The sequence below is a fragment of the Sphingomonas sp. PP-CE-3A-406 genome (assembly GCF_003688625.1).
Taxonomy (GTDB): domain Bacteria; phylum Pseudomonadota; class Alphaproteobacteria; order Sphingomonadales; family Sphingomonadaceae; genus Sphingomonas.
The window spans coordinates 934,017-953,491 of sequence record NZ_RCWY01000002.1; the positions used below are offsets into that span (position 1 = coordinate 934,017).

Genomic DNA, 19,475 nt, shown 5'->3' on the forward strand with positions numbered 1-19,475 from the left:
ACGAGACTATCCAGGACCGCGCGTCCATTCTGCAAGACGGCACTCTGCAAGACGGCACGCTTCAAAACGAAACGCTGCATGACGAAACCCGGACGCTGATGTTCAGCGAGGCTGCCGAATCCGCCGATGCGGTCGCGCGGCTGTTGTCCGCCAACCGCGATGCGTTCGCCGCGCTCGGCGAACGGCTTCGTGCCGCACCGCCCGCCGTGGTCGTGACGTGTGCGCGCGGCTCGTCGGATCATGCCGCGACCTATGGCAAGTACCTGATCGAGACGCTGCTCGGCGTCCCCGTCGCATCCGCCGCGCCTTCGGTATCGTCGGTCTATGCCGCGCCGATGGCGCCCGGCACCGCGCTCGTGATCGCGGTATCGCAGAGCGGCCGCAGCCCCGATCTGCTGGCCACCGTCACCGCGTATCAGAATGCCGGCGCCTATGTCGTCGCGTTCGTCAACGACGAGACGTCGCCGCTTGCCGAGATGGCGGACACGCTGATCGCGCTGAAGGCAGGACCGGAGAAGTCGGTCGCCGCGACCAAATCCTACATCTGCGCGCTCGCGGCATTCGCAGGCCTGACCGCGGCGTGGTCGCAGAACGACGCGCTGGCAAACGCGGTCGACACGCTGCCGGACATGCTGACGCTCGCGTTCGGCGCGGACTGGTCGCCGATCGTCGACGCGCTGGCGAACGCCAACAACCTGTTCGTGATCGGCCGCGGCTATGGCTACGGCATCGCGCAGGAAGCCGCGTTGAAGCTGAAGGAAACCTGCGCGCTCCATGCCGAAGCGTTCAGCGCCGCCGAAGTCCGCCACGGGCCGATGGCGATCGTCAATGACGGCTTCCCGGTGATCGCGTTCGCCACCTCGGATGCGGCCGGCGACGGCGTCCGCGAGGCGGCGGCAGAATTTCGCGCGCGCGGTGCGGTCGTGTGCCTCGCGGATGCGAAGGCGGATGCCGACGGCACCCCGGTCGCGCTGACCGCCCACCCCGCGATCGAGCCGATCCTGATGATCCAGAGCTTCTACCGGATGGCGAATGCGCTGTCGCTTCGCCGCGGACTGAACCCCGACGCACCGCTTCATCTCAGCAAGGTCACGCGGACGGTATGAGCGGCGAGACTATGAGCAACGACGGTAGGAACGGTCTTCGGATGCACTTCGTCAACGGTACGATCGTCACGCGCGACGCGCTGCTGAACGGCGCGGCGATCACCGTGGACGGCGACCGGATCGCCGCGATCGACGCGCTCGACGGTACGCCGTCCGATGCGATCGATCGCGTCGTCGATCTGGGCGGCGGCTGGCTCGTCCCCGGCTTCGTCGACACGCAGGTCAACGGTGGCGGTGGCGTACTGCTCAACGACCAGCCGACCGTCGCCGGCATCGCCGCGATCGGTGCGGCGCATGTCCCGTACGGCACGACCGCGTTCATGCCGACCTTGATCAGCGACACGCCCGAGGTGATCGCAGCGACGCTCGACGCGATGGACGCAGCGATCGAGGCTGGCGTTCCCGGCGTGGTCGGCGCGCATATCGAAGGCCCGTGGATCAACCCGTCGCGGAAAGGCATCCACGATCCCGCCAAGTTCCGGCTGCTCGACGATGCGATGATCGAACTGCTGATCCGTCCGCGCAAGGGGCGCGTGATGGTGACGCTCGCGCCCGAACTGACCGATGCGGCGTCGATCGCGCGGCTGGTCGCGGGCGGCGTGATCGTCAGCGCGGGCCATACCGATGCGGATTATGAGACGATCATCGACGCGGTCGGTGCAGGCCTCTCCGGCATCACGCATCTGTTCAACGCGATGTCGCCGCTGCTCCACCGTGCGCCGGGCGTGGTCGGTGCAGCACTCGACGATCGCCACGTCTATTGCGGGCTGATCGCCGACGGCCTGCACGTCCACGACGCCGCGCTCCGCCTCGCGCTCAATGCCCGCCCCCACGACCGGCTGATGCTGGTCAGCGACGCGATGCCGTCGGTCGGCGCGGTCGACAAGGATTTCCGCCTGCAAGGGCGGCTGATCCATGTCGAGGACGGCAAGTGCTTCGGCGAGGACGGGACGCTCGCCGGCTCCGATCTCGACATGGCCGGCGCGGTCCGCAACTTCGTCGCGCGCACGCAGGCCGACGTGCCTGCCGCGGCGGCGATGGCGGCGACCAACCCCGCCGCCTTCCTCGGCCTGTCGCACGAACGCGGTGCGCTCGCGCCCGGACTGCGCGCCGACTGGGTCGCGCTCACCGCCGATCTGATGCCCGCGGGCACCTGGATCGGCGGCCAACTCGTCGCGGGCAGGACGTGAACCGATGAAGCCTATCATCCTGACGTCGCCCCTCCAGGGCTGGGCATCGCCTCTCGAGGCAGTCCCCGACCCGGTCTTCGCCGAACGGATGATGGGCGACGGGATCGCCGTCGATCCGACCGGCGACTGCCTGCACGCACCGTGCGACGCGGTCGTGCTCAGCGTCCACGCAAGCGGCCACGCGATCACGCTGCGGACGCCCGAGGGCGCCGAGATCCTGATGCACATCGGCCTCGACACGGTGGCGCTTGGCGGGCGCGGGTTTACGCCGTGCGTGACCGAAGGCGCGAGCGTCCAGCGGCTCGACCCGCTGATCCGCTTCGACCTCGACCTGCTGGTCTGCGAGGCGCGCGCGGTCATCACGCCGGTGATCGTCACCAACCCCGAGCGCTTCACGATCGTCCGCCGCGAAACCGGCAAGCTGGTCGGCGTCGGCGAAGCGATTATGACGCTCGAACCGCGCGATGTTGCCGACCTGGCGGTGGTCGAGGGCGACACGGTCCGCCGCACGATCGTCGTGCCGCTGGTCCACGGCATCCACGCGCGACCGGCGGCGCGGATCGGCGAGATCGCACGGAAATTCGTGTCTGACGTGAAGATCACGAAGGATGAGCGCGACGGTAACGTCCGCAGCCCGGTCGCGCTGATGGCACTGGGCGTAAAGCTCGGCGACGAGATCACGCTCGCCGCCACCGGACCGGACGCCGCCGACGCGCTCGCCGCGATCGGCGACCTGATCCTCGGCGGCATGGGCGAGAAAGCCCCCGCTCCCGCAGCTACATCGGAGTTCCCCCGCGAAGGCGGGGGCCCAGGAATCACGAACGATGGCGCTGCTGGGTCCTGGGGCCCCGCTTTCGCGGGGGAACAGAAGGGCGCGGCAGCTAAAGTCGTTACCCTCCCCGCCGACGGCCGTCTGCCCGGCGTAACCGCCTCCCCCGGCATCGCGATCGGCCAGGCCGGGCTCTTCCGCCTCGCCGAGATCGCCGTAACCCGCGAAGGTGCAGGCGCAACCGTCGAACGCGCCGCACTCGACGCCGCGCTCGCCCTGGTCGCAGACCGTCTCGCGAGCAAATCCGCCACCGCAACCGGCGCCGAGCGCGCGATCCTGTCCGCGCATACCGCGCTGCTCGACGACCCGACGCTGACCGAAGACGCCCACGCCGCGATCGCGCAAGGCGACAGCGCCGCCTACGCGTGGCGCATCGCGATCCGCGGCCAAGCCGACGCGCTCAAAGCGACCGGCGACGCGCGCCTCGCCGAGCGCGCCGACGACATGCTCGATCTCGAACGGCAGGTGCTTCGCGCGCTTGCCGGCGAAGACCTCGACGAACGCCTGAGTTTCCCGCCCGGCACGATCCTGCTCGCCGACGACCTGCTGCCGTCGCACCTGCTCGGCCTCGATACCGCGTCGATCGTCGGCTTCTGCGTCGAGCGCGGCGGTCCGACCTCGCACGTCGCGATCCTCGCCGCGACGATGGGCCTGCCTGCCCTGGTCGCAGTCGGCCCTGCCCTAGCCGAGATCACGGCGGATACGCCGCTGATCCTCGACGCCGGCGCAGGCCTGCTCCACGTCGCACCGGACGCCGAAACGCAGGCAACCGCACAAACCGCGTTCGACGCGCAGACCGAACGCCGCCGCGCCGCGCTCGCCAACGCCGCGCGCGAATGCCGCACGCAGGACGGCGTCCGGATCGAAGCCTTCGCCAATCTCGGTTCGGCCGACGACGCCGACGCGGCCGTTCGCAACGGCGCCGAAGGCTGCGGGCTGCTCCGCACCGAATTCCTCTTCCTCGAACGCGACAGCGCGCCCAGCGTCGAGGAACAGACCGCCGATTACCAGCACATCGCCGACACGCTCGCCGGCCGACCGCTGATCGTCCGCCTGCTCGACATCGGCGGCGACAAGCCCGCGCCCTACCTCCCGATGGCCGCGGAAGAGAACCCGGCGCTAGGCTTGCGCGGCATCCGCGTCGGGCTCGCGCATCCCGAGATGCTCGACGCCCAGCTGCGCGCGATCCTCGCGGTCCGCCCCGCCGGCCAGTGCCGCATCATGGTGCCGATGATCGCGAGCCTAGCCGAGCTCCGCGCGGTCCGCACCGCGCTCGACGCCGCTGCCGCCGCGATCGGCCACACAGAGCATGTCGCGCTCGGCATCATGATCGAGACACCCGCCGCTGCGGTCACCGCCGACCTGCTCGCCAGCGAAGCGGACTTCCTCTCGATCGGCACCAATGACCTGACGCAATATGCGCTCGCGATGGACCGCGGCAATCCGGCAGTCGCGAGCGACCTCGACGGGCTCCATCCCGCCGTGCTGCGCCTCATCGCGCGGACCTGCGAAGGCGGTGCGGTCCACGGCAAATGGACCGGCGTGTGCGGGGGCCTCGCCTCCGATCCGCTCGCGGTACCGATCCTGATCGGGCTCGGCGTCACCGAACTCTCGTCCGCGCCCGCGCTCGTGCCCGAGATCAAGGCGCTAGTCGCGACGCTCACGATCGACGCCTGTCGCGCGCATGCCGCCGCCGCCATGAACTGCATTTCAGCCGCGGACGTGCGAACGCTCGCCCGGGAGTTCCGCCCATGAAGTCCGTGCTCGAAGCCCTCCAGCCGCTCGGCCGCGCGCTGATGCTGCCGATCGCGGTGCTGCCCGTCGCCGGGCTGTTGCTGCGGCTCGGCCAGCCCGACATGCTCGACATCGCGGTGCTCAGCGCTGCCGGTGACGCGATCTTCTCGCACCTTGGCCTGCTCTTCGCGATCGGTGTTGCCACCGGTTTCGCGCGCGACGGCAACGGCGCGGCGTGTCTCGCGGGCGTGGTCTGCTACCTCGTGACGACGCAGGGCGCACAAGCGCTCATGACCGTCCCCGCCGACGCACTCAAGGAGTTCTCGGGCGACACGATCGCACTCGCCACCGCGGCGTGGAAGGCCAAGGCGATCGCGCGGCTCGACGTCCCGATCGGCATCCTTTCGGGACTGATCGGCGGCAGTTTCTACAACCGCTTCTCGGCGATCGCTCTCCCCGAATACCTCGCCTTCTTCGGTGGACGCCGGTTCGTGCCGATCGTCAGCGGCGTCGCGGGCCTCGCACTCGGCATCATCGTCGGCCTCGGCTTCGGCGCGCTGAGCACGGGCATCGACGGCCTGAGCTACGGGATCAGCGGCGCTGGCGGGTTCGGCCTGTTCGCGTTCGGGCTGCTAAACCGCCTGCTGCTCGTCACCGGGCTCCACCATCTGCTCAACAACATCGTCTGGTTCGTCGCCGGTGATTATCACGGCACGACGGGCGATCTGCGGCGCTTCTTCGCAGGCGATCCCAACGCCGGCGCCTTCATGGCCGGGTTCTTCCCCGTCATGATGTTCGGCCTGCCCGCCGCCTGCCTCGCCATGTACCATTCGGCGCTGCCCGAGCGTCGCAAGGCGGTCGGCGGCATGCTGCTCAGCCTCGCGCTGACGTCCGCGCTGACCGGCGTGACCGAGCCGATCGAGTTCAGCTTCATGTTCTTGGCACCGGTGCTCTACGCGATCCATGCGGTGCTGACCGGGCTGTCGATGGCGCTCATGAACGCGCTCGGGGTGAAGCTCGGCTTCGGCTTCTCCGCCGGGCTGTTCGATTACGTGCTGAACTACGGCAAGGCGACCAAGCCGCTGCTGCTCCTGCCGGTCGGCCTCGCCTATGCCGCGATCTACTACGTGCTGTTCCGCACCGTCATCAAGCGGCTCGACCTGCCGACCCCGGGTCGCGAGCGCGATGCGCCGGTCGCCGCTGCGGCGGTCGCCAAGAGCGAGCGTGGGGCAGCGTTTGCCGAAGCGCTCGGCGGCGCCGCCAACCTGACCAGCGTCGGCGCGTGCACGACTCGCCTGCGCCTGATCGTCGTCGACCAGGGCGCGGTGGATGAGGCACGGCTCAAGGCGCTCGGTGCGCGCGGCCTGATCCGTCCGTCCGACAAGGCGCTCCAGATCGTGCTCGGCCCGATCGCCGACTCGGTCGCGGTCGAGATCCGCGACGCGATCGCCGCCGGCGGACCAGCCCCGGTCGTCGCCGAACCGGCCGCCGAAGTCCCGGCGGATATCCGCCTGACAGCCGCGACGATCGCGGCACTCGGCGGCACCGACAATATCGAGGCCGCTACTCGCCACGGCACGCGACTGCGCATCCGCCTGCACGACGCGGACCGCACCTCGCTATCGTCGCTCGAAGCGCTCGGCGTCCACGCCGTCGCCCGCCCCGCCCCCGGTCTCGTCCACCTGCTGTTCGACGCCAACCGCGCCGCGTCGATCATCGTCGCCTGAGCGATGCCTCTGCACGGAAGGTCGCCCGACGACTTTCCGGCACTCTCGTGAAATACTAGGATCGACAGATGATGCGACACTCGGCTCTGCTCCCCGTCTCGATCATCGCCGCGGCGGTGGCGGGTTGCTCACCCTCCTCGCAGCCCACCGCGTCAGGAACGCGTAACGCGACCGCGCCGGCGCCTACGGAGACGCGCGCGACGCCGGCCACGCCCGCGGCCGTCACTGATACCCATATCAAGCCGACGCCGGGCGGGCTGAAGACCTTCGGCGACTGGGCGGTCGGCTGCGACAACGGCTTGCGATGCACGCTCGCCGCGCTGCTGCCCGAAGCCGGCATCGCAACGGGTAGTGGATCGCCGATCACGGTGAACATCACGCGCGAACCCGGCCCTGCCGGCGCAGTCTCGGTCAAGATCGCAACGGACAACGCGCACACGGCCCAACCCGCCGGCTTTGCGGTCGACAGCAAACCCACCGGATTACGCGACGCAGCCGGCCTCGCCGCGGCGATGGCGAACGGCACGGCGTTGAGCGTACGCGGGGCAAACGGCCGCCCGATCACGACGCTATCGCTGAAAGGCGCCGCCGCCGCACTCCGCTACATCGACGCACAGCAAGGCCGCGTCGGCGGCACCGACGCGATCGTCGCCAAGGGCCCCGCCCCGTCACGCGCGCGCGCGCCGTCGCTCCCGGCCATCGCCAGGATCGCGCCCTCGGGCACTGCTGCCAAGCTCACTGCCGCCCAGATCGCAACGCTGCGCAAACGCGCCACCTGCAATGCCGAGGGCTTCACCCCCGAAACACACGCGCTCGGCGGCGGCAAGTCGCTGGTGATCTTCCCTTGCTCGACCGGTGCCTACAATCTGATCAGCGCGCTCTTCATCGTCGACGGCGCCGAGATCACCCCAGCCCAGTTCGACGCCCCCGCAGGCTTCGAGGCGACCGGCGCCGACCCCGGCACCCCCGTCAAAAGCGTCATCAACGGCGCGTTCGAGAACGGCGTCCTGACCAGCGACGCCAAGGGCCGCGGCCTGGGCGACTGCGGCGTCCACCAGCGCTTCGTCTGGGACGGCACCCGCTTCCGCCTCTCCGAACAGTCGGAAATGCGTGAATGCCGCGGCAACGCAGACTTCATCACCACCTGGCGCGCCCGCGTGATCCGGCCCTGACCCGCCCCCTCTCCTTCGAGGGAGGGGCACGAGCAGGGCGCGGATGACGCGTCGGAATTCCGCACGCGGTTATTCCTGGATCAGCTTGCGTCTTCGCCTTTCAGGAGAACGCGCGTCGCGCTCTCGACATCGTCTTTTCGCATGAGGCTTTCGCCGACCAGGAACGACGTGATGCCGGCAGCCTGGAGCCGCTGACAGTCGGCATGCGTGAAAATGCCGCTTTCGCCGATGATCAGGCGATCGTCGGGTACCATCGGCGCCAGCTTTTCGCTGTTCGCCAGACTCACTTCGAAGGTGCGCAGATCTCGATTGTTGATACCGATCAGCGGCGAGGACAGTTTCAGCGCTCTCTCCATCTCCGGTTCGTCATGGACCTCGACCAGAACATCCATGCCCAGCGCGAAAGCCCGGTCCTGGAGGCGAACCGCGTCGTCGTCGGACAGCGATGCCATGATCAGCAGGATGCAGTCCGCACCCCAGGCGCGGGCTTCGTCCACCTGATAGGTTTCGAACATGAAGTCCTTGCGCAGCGCCGGCAGGCTGCAGGCCGCACGAGCGGCGGTGAGGAACGCCGGTGCACCCTGGAAGCTCGGCGCATCCGTCAGCACCGAAAGACACGCGGCACCGCCTGCTTCGTAAGCGCGCGCAAGGGCGGGTGGATCGAAATCCGAACGGATCAGGCCCTTGGACGGGCTGGCCTTCTTGATTTCCGCGATGAGCCCGAACAGGCCGGCGCTTTGCCGCGCGACCAGGGCCTTGTGAAAGCCGCGTGGAGCCTCCTGATCGGCTTGCATCGCCCGGAGGTCGGCAAGCGATACCGTGGCTTTCGCGGCCTCTATTTCCTGGCGCTTATAGGCTTCGATTTTCTTGAGGATGCTGGTCATGTCAGATGCAATTCCTTTGGTCGCTGCTGCCAGAGACGGGGTCGGCCGTCCGGAGACGTGCAGGTGGACGGCTTCTACAGCGCAACGCCTGGGAGCGCATCCGGCCGAACCGGCCATTAATCGCAGCGTTCGATCATTTCGGCGATTGGCTCGGGGCCGAGGTGGCCGCCCGGCGCACTTTGGTCGCGTACTGGCACGCGGTTCGGCGAGGGCATATTCGCCAAATCACGGCTAGGTATCCCATGTCTGCAAATAGAGGTAAGCGGAATGGCCGAGATGAGAGGAAAGCGGACCGACCGCTTTCTGGCAGCCGCGCAGCCTAGCTGCCGGTAGGCTGTTTGGCCGGGCGACGTATAACGCCGGCTGCCGCCATCGTCAGAGCCGCCAAAGCGACTAAGCAATAGGTCGCGCCAAGCTCAGGATTACCAGCCACCCACAACAGCGGGCTCGCGAGCGTTAGAGCCGGAAAACTGTAGGCTGTTACTAACCACCAGCCCGCATCGCCATCATACTGCCAACCGGCGAAATTGCTGATGGCGAGCGCAGCAGAGGCCGTCCAGAGGTAGGCAAGGCACCATAGAATGATGCGGGTCATCAGTGGCCGTGCGATCTTCACCGCGTCATGCTGCCTTGCTGAACAACCGTCTGCAATCGGAAAGCGTGATCGCGACCGGAAACGGCAAGAGATGGGCGAAAGCGGACTAAGGCCATCGGCAACCGCTCGGCACACAAGCTCCACTCACGGTCAGCCAGCGCCCATAGATTACACCCGCAGAGAACAGGCATATTGCGGCAGCGAACGCTATGGCGACCCAAATCCGCCTGCGGCGCTTCGTTGTCGTTTTCGAATCCATACCGCCACCATCGGGTACCGCGTCAATGTCCGCAACTGGGCGGGAGCAGACATTGACGCGCAGGGTGGATGTGGCCCGGCTATTCAGGCGGCAGCGAGGGCCCCGGTCGCACGAGAAATGCATTCTTCGTGGAAAACTCGACAGCAAAAGCCTGGACAGATTCAGTCGGTCTGTTCGCAACATCTAAAACTGGTTTGAAGGTGACGGAAGTTGCGGCGACCTTGCAGAGGGCACGGTCGAGCGCATCGGGCGAAGCGCGGCTATACAGCATGTTCCTGCACGTAAGCACTTTGCCGGTTGGATCCACGATCAGTGAAGAGAACCGCCTAGCAAAGACAGCGCCTGGGTTAGGCAAGCGCTCAACTACCAGCTGGAGATCAACAGATGGTGGGATCAGGCCTCCATCTTTGAAAAATGTTACTCCTGCACTTATTGTTCCGTATGCCGCCTTCCCATCGCCACCAAGCGCCGGCTGCCCCTTGATACCAAGGTATAGCTTGCAACCGGCTGTATCCAACTTGGGATGGCCGCTTGGAACCACGACATCGCAATGTATAATTCTTCCGGTTGGATCAACCGTTAAGAGGAGTCTTGCTGTGGCGCCTGCGTCCTTCGAATCATAGCCATAACGGAAAGGGCCGGTCATCTGCGACGGCCGTAGCGGACTAATGATAGGCGGACGCGGGTAATCCACGTCCGTCACCCCGGCCAGGAGCAATACGATCATTCCAGGCCCCCCTCCTCACCGTCGGCCAGCGGAGACCCTTCTCTCTTCGCGGCGCCAGTGTCTTTCTGCAATATCATGAAATGCAGGGCAAGCGTTCTAGCTAAGCTACAGACGTTCGCCCCGGTTTGATCAACGATCGTCTACAATTGGGCGATACCAACATCGCCCCGATCGGCAACGCTGGTCAACCGCGCCTCAGGGTGCCGGCCGCTCCACCTGGGCCTCGGCCAGATACACGCCAAACAGCCCCTCGGGATCGGTCCACGCCGCCACCGGCGTCCACCCGCCCGACCGCAGCAGGATCCGCGCATCCCGCGCGCCATACTTATGCGAATTTTCGGTGTGTATCGTCTCGCCGGCAGTCATTTCGAACGACCGCCCATCGACGGTAAACGCGACGTCGCGTGTCGCCTCCAGGTGCATCTCGATCCGCGCGCGATCGTCGTTCCACACGGCCTTGTGCCGGAACGCGTCGACCGGGATATCGCCGTCCAGTTCGCGGTTGATCCGCTCGAGCAGGTTCAGGTTGAACGCCGCCGTCACGCCCTGCGCATCGTCATACGCGGGCACCAGCACGTCCTCGCCCTTGATCCGGTCCATCCCGATCAGCAACATCGCGCCGACACCGAGCGACGATCGCATCGCGCGCAACAGATCGACCGCCATCAGCGGGATCATATTGCCGATCGTCGACCCCGGAAAGAAGCCCAGCTTCGGCGTATCCGCGATCGTCTTTGGCAAGCTCAGCGGCCGCATGAAGTCCGCCTCGAACGGCAGCACCAGCAGATCCGGAAACTGCTCGCCCAGCACCTTCGACGACTCCCGCAGGAAATCCCCCGAGATATCGATCGGCACGTATACCGACGGTGCAACAGCCTCGAGCAGGATCGGCGTCTTGGTCGACGATCCCGACCCGAACTCGACGACCGCACGCCCGGCGCCCGCAAGCGTCGCCACTTCGGGGCACGCGGTCTCAAGGATCGAACGCTCGGTCCGCGTCGGATAATATTCGGGCAAATCCGTGATCTTCTCGAACAGCTCCGACCCGCGCCGGTCGTAGAACCAGCGCGCCGGAATCGCCCGCGGGCGCCGCGCAAGGCCGTCCAGCACGTCCGCGCGGAATTGCGGGTCGGCGAGCGTCTGCTCGCCGTCCTCGATCTCAGGCTTCAACATCAGATATCTTTCGCGAGACGCACGCCGGTGAACTGCCACCGTTGGTGCGGATAAAAGAAATTGCGGTAGCTCGGCCGGGCATGTCCACGCGGCGTGGCACAGCTGCCCCCGCGCAGGATGAACTGCGAACTCATGAACTTGCCGTTGTATTCGCCGACCGCGCCGGCCGCGGTCACGAAGCCGGGATACGGGCGATACGCGCTGCCGGTCCACTCCCAGACGTCGCCGAAAAACGCCGGGCCATTTGCCGCAGGCCGAGGCTCAACCGGCCCCGCGACGTCCATCTGATTGCCACCGTTCGCGTCGTGCGTGGCCGCCGCCGCCTCCCATTCGAACTCGGTCGGCAACCGTGCGCCGGCCCAGCTCGCATACGCATCCGCCTCGAAGAAGCTCACATGCGTCACCGGCGCCGCTGGATCGATCGCGCGCCGGCCATCGAGCCCGAAGCGCGTCCAGCCCGCCTCGCCCTGCTCCCAATAGAGCGGCGCGACGATGCCCTCGGCCTTCACCCACGCCCAGCCATCCGCCAGCCAATGCCGCGCTTCAGTGTAGCCCCCGTCGGCAATGAACGCCGCCCATTCGCCGTTCGTCACGGTCCGGTCGGCGATCGCATGCGGCACCAGCAGGGCGGCGTGCCGCGGTTCCTCGCAATCGAACGCGAACCCATCGCCGTCATGCCCGACCTCGACGATCCCGCTCTCGCGCGCGATCCAGCCGATCGGCCCCGGCATCTCGACCGGTACTTTCCGCGGCGCCGGCCACATCGCGGGCTCCAGCGGGTTTTTGGAAAACATGTGGAGGATGTCCGTCACCAGCAATTCCTGGTGCTGCTCCTCGTGATGACACCCGAGCGCCACCAGCGTCTGCGCATCCGCCGACAAGCCGGGCAGTGCATCGAGCAGCGCCGCATCGACATGCGCACGGTACGCCCGCACCTCGTCGAGCGACGGCCGCGTCACCATCCCGCGCCGATCGCGCGCATGGCGCCGCCCCTCGGCCTCGTAATAGCTGTTGAACAGGAACGGAAAACGCTCGTCGTGCAGCGCATAACCATCGACATGATCGCGCAATACGAAGGTCTCGAAAAACCACGTCGTATGCGCCAGATGCCACTTGGTCGGCGACGCGTCGTCCATCGACTGCACCGTCGCATCTGCATCCGACAGCGGCGCGGCGAGCGCCAGCGTCAGCGCGCGTACGGCGGAAAAACGCTCACTCAAATCCGACGAATGAGCGGGAGTGATATCTGGACGAACAGGCTGCGGCATCGATTATCCTTCAATGCGTCGCCCGGTACCGCAACGCGCGAACGCCGATCACGCCTGCGCGCGCGTAGCCCCCGGTCGCCAAAGAACGTCGCCGGCCCCGTTTTGGTTCACCGCCCGCGACGCCACGAACAGGAAATCGGATAGCCGGTTAACATACGCTAATGCCGCCGGATTCAACGGCATATCATGCGTCGCCGCGACCGCGGATCGCTCCGCGCGTCGTGAAATCGCCCGCGCTAGATGCAGCGCGGCGGCCTGCGGCGACCCGCCCGGCAGGATGAAGCTCCGCAACGGCGCGAGGTGCACGTTCATCGCATCGATCTCGCGCTCGAGTCGCTCGACCTGCGCCGGCACGATCCGCAGCACCATCTCCGACGGTGCAAATCCGTCGTCGGTTGCAGGCGTCGCAAGGTCGGCACCAAGATCGAACAGGTCGTTCTGGATCCGCTCCAGTGCGAAGGCGAGCGGATCATCGCCGAGCGCCACCACCGCCACGCCGATCGCCGAGTTCGCCTCGTCGACATCGCCGATCGCCTGCATCAGCGCGCTAGCCTTCGACACCCGCGACCCGTCGACCAGCCCCGTCGTGCCGTCGTCACCCGTTCGCGTGTAGATCTTGTTGAGCTTGACCATCGGCCGATTCCTTCTGCCCGACCATGCTGTGCCACAAACCCGTCACCCGAGCGAAAGCTGGGGTATCCCTGGTGGCTCGCGACATCCGCCTAACATCGATATTCCGGCTTTCGCTGGGATGACGGTAATTAGAAAAGCGCGTTAGACCCTAGTTCCGTCCGGCCGCGAACAGGATCACGACGACGATCAGGATCGCCAGCGCCTGGAAGAAGATCCGCTGCTGCATCATCCGATTCGACTTAAGCGATGCAGCGCTGGGACCATTACCGTCGCGGACTTGTGCCGTGCCCTCCTGCAGGAACGACACGACGCCCCGCACCAGAGCCACGACGGTCGCGATCAGCGCCGCGATCAGGAGGATGACGAGGAATGTGTTCATGAAGGGAATGTAAGCGCACCGGATGCTGCTAGCAATGGCCGTAGCAGTGTTGCGGAACCCTTCGTGATGCGTGCAAATGCTGCATGTTATACTTGACGCTGAAAGCCCTGATTTCCGGCATTCTTATCGCCGCCGCCTCGGAGATCGCCAAGCGCTATCCCGGCTTCGGGGCACTCGTGGCGTCGCTGCCATTGGTGTCGGTGCTCGGCATGATCTGGCTCTGGCGCGACAAGCCCGACCCGCGGACGATGGCCGCGCACGCCGGCGCGACCTTCTGGTACGTACTGCCGTCGCTGCCGATGTTCCTGCTGATCCCGGCGCTGCTCCGCCACGGCGTGCCGTTCTGGGTATCGCTGGCGGCCGGGTGCGTGCTGACGATCGCGCTGTATGCGATGATGACCTGGGCGGCGCCAAGGCTGGGGATCGAGCTGTAGCGCGCCTCCTCCAAGCAAGAGCACCACCCCGGCGAAGGCCGGGGCCCAATTGGGAAAGCCAAGGTAACGAAGCGATAAGCGTCATCATCACCGTCCCCCAATTGGGCCCCGGCCTCCGCCGGGGTGGTGGTACCGGGAGGACACCGCGCTTCCACCATGTTTCCCCGCGAAGGCGGGGACCCAGTCTGGGCTCCCGCCTTCGCGGGAGAGCAACGAGGCATAGGCTGCCATCCGTTTCTCAGCACACCTTGTGGCTGACTCGGACGTTGACGATCAGCAGCGCAAGCCAATCGCCATCACCCACTCCGCACCCGAGCCGCCAAAGCCACCCCATCCTCCCCCGCCGCGCGCATCTGAGCCAGCGACGAAGCCCCATCCCGCTTCGCCAACCGCCGCCCCGCCGCATCCACCACCAGCGGATGATGATGATAGCGCGGCAACGGCAACCCCAGCAGAGCCTGCAACACCCGGTGCACGTCGGTCGCCGCGAACAGGTCCACCCCACGCACCACGTCCGTCACCCCCTGCGCCGCATCATCCAGAGTCACCGCCAGATGATAGCTCGCCGGCGCATCCTTCCGCGCCAGCACGACGTCCCCCTGCGCCAGCGGATCCGCCACGACGGTCCCTGCAATCGCATCATGCCACGCAAGCACGCCGGTAATCGCCACAGCCTTCGCCATGTCGAGCCGCCAGCAATGCGCCACATCCCCCAGCGCAGCGACCTCCTCCGCGCTCAAACCGCGACAAATCCCCGGATAGACCGGCCCGACATCCCCCTGCGGCGCAGAGGCACTCGCCGCGATCTCCGCCCGCGTACAGAAACAGGGGTAAACCAGCGCGCGTGCCTTCAACTGCTCCAGCGCAGCATCATACGTAGCCAGCCGCTCCGACTGAAACACCAGCGAATCCCACCGCAGCCCGAGCCACGCCAGATCCTCCAAAATCCCCGCCACGAATTCAGGCCGACTCCGCGTCCCGTCGATATCCTCGATCCGCAGCAGGAACCGCCCGCCCCGCTCGCGCGCATAATCGTGCGCGCGGATCGCCGACACCGCATGGCCCAAGTGCAACCACCCCGTCGGGCTCGGCGCGAACCGCGTTACGACCGGTCCGTCGCTCAGCATGCTTGACCGACCGCCACGCGGCGTGCTGTCATGCCGCTGTCATCGCTGTCGTCCATAGGGCGCTCTGCGAAGCCTGAGTGGGAGGAGCCGTGTTTCACCCCGATCTGATGCGTCACCCGGATGGTTGTCCGGCGCTTGTGCTCAATGCCGACTACACGCCGCTTTCCTACTATCCGCTCAGCGTCTGGCCGTGGCAAACCGCGGTCAAGGCCGTCTTCCTCGACCGCGTCGACATCGTCGCCACCTATGAACGCGAAGTGCGCAGCGCCAATTTCGCGCTGAAGCTGCCCTCGGTGATCGCGCTCAAGCAGTTCGTCCGACCGTCGCAATTTCCCGCCTTCACCCGCTTCAACCTGTTCCTGCGCGACAAGTTCACCTGCCAATATTGCGGCAAGCTGCGCGATCTCACCTTCGACCATGTCGTCCCCCGCGCGCAAGGCGGTCGTACCACGTGGGAGAACGTCGTCACCGCCTGCTCGCCCTGCAACCTCAAAAAGGGCGGCCGCACGCCGAAACAGGCGGCGATGCCGCTCCATATCGAGGCGATCCGCCCGACCAACTGGCATCTTCAGGAACACGGCCGCAGCTTCCCGCCCAACTACCTGCACGACACATGGCACGACTGGTTGTATTGGGACATCGAACTGGAGCCGTAACGGCTACCACCAGACTGTTTCGATACGACGGGAGATACTATGCGCGTAATGGTCGGAGCGACGCTCGTCGCGACAGGATTGCTGCTGTCCGCATGCGGCGACAAGGATGCGCAGCGCGCGCAGGCCGACGCCAACGCGGTCGGCTTCGTGCCCCCCTCGGTAACCTCGCGACTCGATTTCGGCGCCAGCATGGAACGCCGTTTCCGTACGCTCGATCGCAACGCCGACGACCGTATCACCAAGGACGAGCTTCCCGCCCCCAACGCGCGGATCAAGGCGTTCGACCGCAACCACGACGGCGTCATCACAGCGATCGAATGGAGCGAAGGCACGCTCGCCTGGTTCGACCGAATGGACCTCAACCACGACGGCACCGTGACGTCGGAAGAACGCGCAGAGTCGCGCAAGCGCTGAGTGCTGAGTGCTGAGTGCTGAGTGCTGAGTGCCGGGCGGGCATCCCCTTGCGCCAACCTCGAATCCGGTCCCGCCCCGCCAGACTCAAATCCGTTACCCCAGCCCTAAATCCGTCACTCCAGCCCTAAATCCGTCACCCCAGCGAAAGCTGGGGTATTCCTCGTGGTTCGCGACGCCCGCCACACATTGAGATCCCAGCTTTCGCTGGGATGATGGTAATTTAAAAGTCGGACGGGCATGCAGGCAACTATCTTACGTCACAGTTCAATTCTGCATTCTATATCACCTAATCTTATGTCCCAAACCCGGTTGACCTGATCCCTGCCGCAGCGCAGCAAGGCCCCATGGCAAGCCTCCCCGCAATCGCGAACAATTCCGACATCCGCTTCCTCGGCAAAATGCTGGGCGACGTCATCCGCGCTTACGGCGGCGACGCGCTGTTCGAGGCGACCGAGACGATCCGCAAGGCATCGGTCGAGCGCCACCGCGACGTTTCCGAAGGCAAGGCCGCCGACAACACTGCCGTCGACCTCAGCCTCGAAAAGCTCAGCCTCGACGAGACGCTCGACTTCGTCCGCGGCTTCATGCTGTTCTCGATGCTCGCCAACCTCGCCGAGGACCGCCAGGGCATCGCCGCGGAAGACGGCGCCGATCTCGCCTCCGCGATCGCACAACTCGAATCCGAAGGCATCGACCGCGCCCAGATCCGTACGCTGCTCGACCACGCGCTGATCGCCCCCGTACTCACCGCGCACCCGACCGAAGTGCGCCGCAAGAGCATGATCGACCACCGCAACCGCATCGCCGAGCTGATGGGCCTGCGCGATCTCGGCCGTGACACCACGCCCGACGGCGACAGCGTCGGCGACGCGATCCTCCGCCAGATCGCTTTGCTCTGGCAAACCCGCGTCCTGCGCCGTGACCGCCTCTACGTCACCGACGAGGTCGACACCGCGCTCAGCTACCTCCGCGACGTGTTCCTCCCCGCGCTCCCCGCGCTCTACCAGCGCTGGGACCGCGCACTCGGCGAACGCACGCCCAGTTTCCTGCGCCCCGGCAGCTGGATCGGCGGCGACCGCGACGGCAACCCCTATGTCACCGCCGACTCGCTCAAGACCGCGCTGTCGAAGGCGAGCGAGGCCGTACTCGGCTACTACTGCGACGCGGTGCACGCGCTCGGCGCGGAACTCTCGATCTCGACCGAACACGCCCCCGCCGATGCCGCGGTGCAGGCGCTTGCCGATGCCAGCGGCGACGACGCGGCCAGCCGCAGCGACGAGCCCTATCGCCGCGCGCTCTCCGGCATCTACGCCCGGCTGTCCGCGACGCACGACGCACTCACCGGAAAGCACGCCCCCCGCCCCGGCCGCCTCGTCGGCGAACCCTATGCGAACCCCGCCGACTTCCGCGCCGACCTCGTCACGCTCGCGCACGGCCTCGGCATCGCGCTCAAGACCGGCGGCGCGCTCGGCCGGCTGATCCGGGCAGTCGAGACGTTCGGCTTCCACCTCGCCACCTTAGACCTCCGCCAGAACAGCACCGTCCACGAACGCGTCGTCGCCGAACTGCTGAAAGTCGCAGGGGTCGAGGGCGATTACCTGTCGCTCGACGAAGACGCCCGTGTCGCGCTGCTCCGCCGCGAACTCGCCAACGCCCGCCCGCTCACCTCGCGCTTCGCCGAATATTCCGAGGAAACCGCCGGCGAACTCGCGATCGTCCAGGCCGCCGCCGACGCGCACGCCGCCTATGGCCCGGCGTGCATCACCAACTACATCGTCTCGATGGCGCAGTCGGTCAGCGACCTGCTCGAAGTGAACCTCCTGCTCAAGGAAGTCGGCCTCTACCGCCCCGGCGACACGCCGACGGCAGCGATCATGGCGGTCCCGCTGTTCGAGACGATCGGCGATCTCGAAGCCGCCCCCGCCGTCATGACCGCCTGGTTCGCGCTCCCCGAGATCGCCACGATCTCCAAGGCGCGCGGCCATCAGGAAGTGATGATCGGCTATTCGGACAGCAACAAGGACGGCGGCTACCTCACCTCCACCTGGCAGCTCTCGAAAGCCTCGACCGCACTAAAACCCGTCTTCGCAAAGGCCGGCGTCGGCATGCAGCTCTTCCACGGCCGCGGCGGCGCAGTCGGGCGCGGCGGCGGCTCGGCGTTCCGCGCGATCCGTGCGCAGCCCTCGGGCACCGTCCAGGGCCGCATCCGCATCACCGAGCAAGGCGAAGTCATCGCCGCCAAATACGGCACGCGCGACGCCGCGATGACCAACCTCGAGGCGATCGCGTCGGCCACGCTGCTCGCCAGCCTCGAACCCGAACGCCTGTCGAACGCCGACAACGCAAGCTTCTCTGCGGCAATGGACACGCTCAGCGACACCGCGTTCCACAGCTACCGCGACCTCGTCTATGGTACCGAAGGCTTCCGCACCTTCTTCCGCCAGATGACCCCGATCGCCGAGATCGCCGGCCTCAAGATCGGCAGCCGCCCCGCCAGCCGCACCAAGTCGGACCGGATCGAAGATCTCCGCGCGATCCCCTGGGTATTCAGCTGGGCGCAGGCGCGCGTCATGCTCCCCGGCTGGTACGGGGTCGGCCGCGCGATCGCCGATTTCGAGGACAAGGCGCTGTTGAAGGACATGGCGCAAGGCTGGCCGCTCTTCGCCTCCGCACTGGCGAACCTCGAGATGGTCCTCGCCAAGTCCGACATCGGCATCGCCGAACGCTATGCCGGGCTCGTCGAGGACGACAAACTCCGCGAGATCTTCACGACGATCCGCGACGGCTGGCACCAGACCCACGACGGGCTTCTCACGGTAACAGGCCAGTCCCGCCTGCTAGAAAAGCACCCCGCCCTAGACGCCTCGATCCGCCTCCGCCTCCCCTATATCGAGCCGCTCAACCTCCTCCAGATCGAACTGATCAAACGTCGCCGAGCAGGTGAGGACGACCCGCGGATAGGCGAAGGCATCCTCCTCTCGATCAACGCCATCGCCACCGCCCTGCGCAACAGCGGCTAATCCTCCCCGGAACGGGGAGGGGGACCAGCGAAGCTGGTGGAGGGGGCGGGCGGCAAAAGTACCAGCCGTGAGACTCGCCGTTGCCTAAGCACAACGCCTGTCGTCGCTCCGACACAACCGTAACGCTTGCGGCGCTCCCCCTCCACCA

17 protein-coding genes are annotated in these 19,475 nt (G+C 66.7%); 9 read left to right on the plus strand and 8 right to left on the minus strand.

Annotated elements, in window-relative coordinates; translation table 11 throughout:
• Positions 1-98 precede the first annotated feature (98 nt).
• From C8J44_RS10735 to C8J44_RS10755, 5 genes are all read left to right on the plus strand, one after another.
• Positions 99-1,106, plus strand: coding sequence for an SIS domain-containing protein (locus tag C8J44_RS10735; RefSeq protein WP_121904709.1), 1,008 nt, complete (start codon positions 99-101; stop codon positions 1,104-1,106).
• Positions 1,107-1,147: 41 nt separating this feature from the next.
• Positions 1,148-2,296 carry an N-acetylglucosamine-6-phosphate deacetylase gene (gene nagA, locus C8J44_RS10740; protein ID WP_121904455.1) on the plus strand — a complete coding sequence of 383 codons (1,149 nt, stop codon included), beginning with the start codon at positions 1,148-1,150 and terminating at the stop codon, positions 2,294-2,296.
• A 4-nt stretch (positions 2,297-2,300) separates the two neighbouring features.
• Positions 2,301-4,880 (plus strand): phosphoenolpyruvate--protein phosphotransferase, encoded by a 2,580-nt coding sequence (ptsP, locus tag C8J44_RS10745; protein WP_121904456.1) that lies wholly within the window; start codon positions 2,301-2,303, stop codon positions 4,878-4,880.
• The gene (gene nagE, locus C8J44_RS10750) at positions 4,877-6,586 is read left to right on the plus strand and encodes an N-acetylglucosamine-specific PTS transporter subunit IIBC (RefSeq protein WP_121904457.1); all 1,710 of its coding nucleotides are present in this window, start codon (positions 4,877-4,879) and stop codon (positions 6,584-6,586) included. The genes ptsP and nagE overlap by 4 nt, the downstream gene beginning before the upstream one ends.
• A 68-nt stretch (positions 6,587-6,654) precedes the next feature.
• Positions 6,655-7,758: a DUF1176 domain-containing protein gene (locus C8J44_RS10755; protein ID WP_121904458.1), complete on the plus strand. Its 1,104-nt coding sequence runs from the start codon at positions 6,655-6,657 to the stop codon at positions 7,756-7,758.
• A gap of 80 nt (positions 7,759-7,838) precedes the next feature.
• On the opposite strand, the gene trpC is transcribed toward C8J44_RS10755, so the two are convergent.
• From trpC to C8J44_RS10780, 7 genes are all read right to left on the minus strand, one after another.
• Positions 7,839-8,642: an indole-3-glycerol phosphate synthase TrpC gene (gene trpC, locus C8J44_RS10760; RefSeq protein WP_121904459.1), complete on the minus strand. Its 804-nt coding sequence runs from the start codon at positions 8,640-8,642 to the stop codon at positions 7,839-7,841.
• Between the two features lie 319 nt (positions 8,643-8,961).
• Positions 8,962-9,237: a hypothetical protein gene (locus C8J44_RS18220; protein WP_147453171.1), complete on the minus strand. Its 276-nt coding sequence runs from the start codon at positions 9,235-9,237 to the stop codon at positions 8,962-8,964.
• 338 nt (positions 9,238-9,575) lie between these two features.
• A complete protein-coding gene (locus C8J44_RS18225; RefSeq protein ID WP_147453172.1) occupies positions 9,576-10,142 on the minus strand; it encodes an energy transducer TonB in 567 nt (188 codons plus the stop codon).
• Positions 10,143-10,418: 276 nt separating this feature from the next.
• Positions 10,419-11,396 carry an L-histidine N(alpha)-methyltransferase gene (egtD, locus tag C8J44_RS10765; protein ID WP_121904460.1) on the minus strand — a complete coding sequence of 326 codons (978 nt, stop codon included), beginning with the start codon at positions 11,394-11,396 and terminating at the stop codon, positions 10,419-10,421.
• Positions 11,396-12,664 carry an ergothioneine biosynthesis protein EgtB gene (gene egtB, locus C8J44_RS10770; RefSeq protein WP_121904461.1) on the minus strand — a complete coding sequence of 423 codons (1,269 nt, stop codon included), beginning with the start codon at positions 12,662-12,664 and terminating at the stop codon, positions 11,396-11,398. The genes egtD and egtB overlap by 1 nt, the downstream gene beginning before the upstream one ends.
• Positions 12,665-12,712: 48 nt before the next feature.
• Positions 12,713-13,297, minus strand: a complete 585-nt coding sequence (locus tag C8J44_RS10775) for a cob(I)yrinic acid a,c-diamide adenosyltransferase (RefSeq protein ID WP_121904462.1) — start codon at positions 13,295-13,297, stop codon at positions 12,713-12,715.
• 148 nt (positions 13,298-13,445) lie between these two features.
• Positions 13,446-13,676 carry a twin transmembrane helix small protein gene (locus tag C8J44_RS10780; protein WP_121904463.1) on the minus strand — a complete coding sequence of 77 codons (231 nt, stop codon included), beginning with the start codon at positions 13,674-13,676 and terminating at the stop codon, positions 13,446-13,448.
• A gap of 83 nt (positions 13,677-13,759) precedes the next feature.
• Between C8J44_RS10780 and C8J44_RS10785 the strand changes: the two genes are divergently transcribed.
• Positions 13,760-14,110 (plus strand): DUF3147 family protein, encoded by a 351-nt coding sequence (locus C8J44_RS10785; protein ID WP_121904464.1) that lies wholly within the window; start codon positions 13,760-13,762, stop codon positions 14,108-14,110.
• Between the two features lie 296 nt (positions 14,111-14,406).
• Here the strand turns inward: C8J44_RS10785 and gluQRS are convergent, their stop codons facing one another.
• A complete protein-coding gene (gene gluQRS, locus C8J44_RS10790) occupies positions 14,407-15,237 on the minus strand; it encodes a tRNA glutamyl-Q(34) synthetase GluQRS (RefSeq protein WP_121904465.1) in 831 nt (276 codons plus the stop codon).
• Between the two features lie 89 nt (positions 15,238-15,326).
• Here gluQRS and C8J44_RS10795 point away from each other — a divergent pair, with 89 nt between their 5' ends.
• The 3 genes from C8J44_RS10795 (at position 15,327) to ppc (ending at position 19,327) form a co-directional block, all read left to right on the plus strand.
• Positions 15,327-15,893 carry an HNH endonuclease gene (locus tag C8J44_RS10795; RefSeq protein ID WP_121904466.1) on the plus strand — a complete coding sequence of 189 codons (567 nt, stop codon included), beginning with the start codon at positions 15,327-15,329 and terminating at the stop codon, positions 15,891-15,893.
• 39 nt (positions 15,894-15,932) lie between these two features.
• Positions 15,933-16,307 (plus strand): hypothetical protein, encoded by a 375-nt coding sequence (locus tag C8J44_RS10800; RefSeq protein ID WP_259466803.1) that lies wholly within the window; start codon positions 15,933-15,935, stop codon positions 16,305-16,307.
• Positions 16,308-16,651: 344 nt separating this feature from the next.
• Positions 16,652-19,327 carry a phosphoenolpyruvate carboxylase gene (ppc, locus tag C8J44_RS10805; RefSeq protein ID WP_121904468.1) on the plus strand — a complete coding sequence of 892 codons (2,676 nt, stop codon included), beginning with the start codon at positions 16,652-16,654 and terminating at the stop codon, positions 19,325-19,327.
• Positions 19,328-19,475 lie beyond the last annotated feature (148 nt).

What these genes read in the sequence shown, in the direction of transcription:
- C8J44_RS10735 (WP_121904709.1), top strand. Translation starts at nt 99, where the DNA reads ATGTTCAGCGAGGCTGCCGAATCCGCCGATGCGGTCGCGCGGCTGTTG.
- nagA (WP_121904455.1), top strand. Translation starts at nt 1,148, where the DNA reads ATGCACTTCGTCAACGGTACGATCGTCACGCGCGACGCGCTGCTGAAC.
- ptsP (WP_121904456.1), top strand. Translation starts at nt 2,301, where the DNA reads ATGAAGCCTATCATCCTGACGTCGCCCCTCCAGGGCTGGGCATCGCCT.
- nagE (WP_121904457.1), top strand. Translation starts at nt 4,877, where the DNA reads ATGAAGTCCGTGCTCGAAGCCCTCCAGCCGCTCGGCCGCGCGCTGATG.
- C8J44_RS10755 (WP_121904458.1), top strand. Translation starts at nt 6,655, where the DNA reads ATGATGCGACACTCGGCTCTGCTCCCCGTCTCGATCATCGCCGCGGCG.
- trpC (WP_121904459.1), bottom strand. Translation starts at nt 8,642, where the DNA reads ATGACCAGCATCCTCAAGAAAATCGAAGCCTATAAGCGCCAGGAAATA.
- C8J44_RS18220 (WP_147453171.1), bottom strand. Translation starts at nt 9,237, where the DNA reads ATGACCCGCATCATTCTATGGTGCCTTGCCTACCTCTGGACGGCCTCT.
- C8J44_RS18225 (WP_147453172.1), bottom strand. Translation starts at nt 10,142, where the DNA reads ATGACCGGCCCTTTCCGTTATGGCTATGATTCGAAGGACGCAGGCGCC.
- egtD (WP_121904460.1), bottom strand. Translation starts at nt 11,396, where the DNA reads ATGTTGAAGCCTGAGATCGAGGACGGCGAGCAGACGCTCGCCGACCCG.
- egtB (WP_121904461.1), bottom strand. Translation starts at nt 12,664, where the DNA reads ATGCCGCAGCCTGTTCGTCCAGATATCACTCCCGCTCATTCGTCGGAT.
- C8J44_RS10775 (WP_121904462.1), bottom strand. Translation starts at nt 13,297, where the DNA reads ATGGTCAAGCTCAACAAGATCTACACGCGAACGGGTGACGACGGCACG.
- C8J44_RS10780 (WP_121904463.1), bottom strand. Translation starts at nt 13,676, where the DNA reads ATGAACACATTCCTCGTCATCCTCCTGATCGCGGCGCTGATCGCGACC.
- C8J44_RS10785 (WP_121904464.1), top strand. Translation starts at nt 13,760, where the DNA reads ATGTTATACTTGACGCTGAAAGCCCTGATTTCCGGCATTCTTATCGCC.
- gluQRS (WP_121904465.1), bottom strand. Translation starts at nt 15,237, where the DNA reads ATGCTGAGCGACGGACCGGTCGTAACGCGGTTCGCGCCGAGCCCGACG.
- C8J44_RS10800 (WP_259466803.1), top strand. Translation starts at nt 15,933, where the DNA reads ATGCGCGTAATGGTCGGAGCGACGCTCGTCGCGACAGGATTGCTGCTG.
- ppc (WP_121904468.1), top strand. Translation starts at nt 16,652, where the DNA reads ATGGCAAGCCTCCCCGCAATCGCGAACAATTCCGACATCCGCTTCCTC.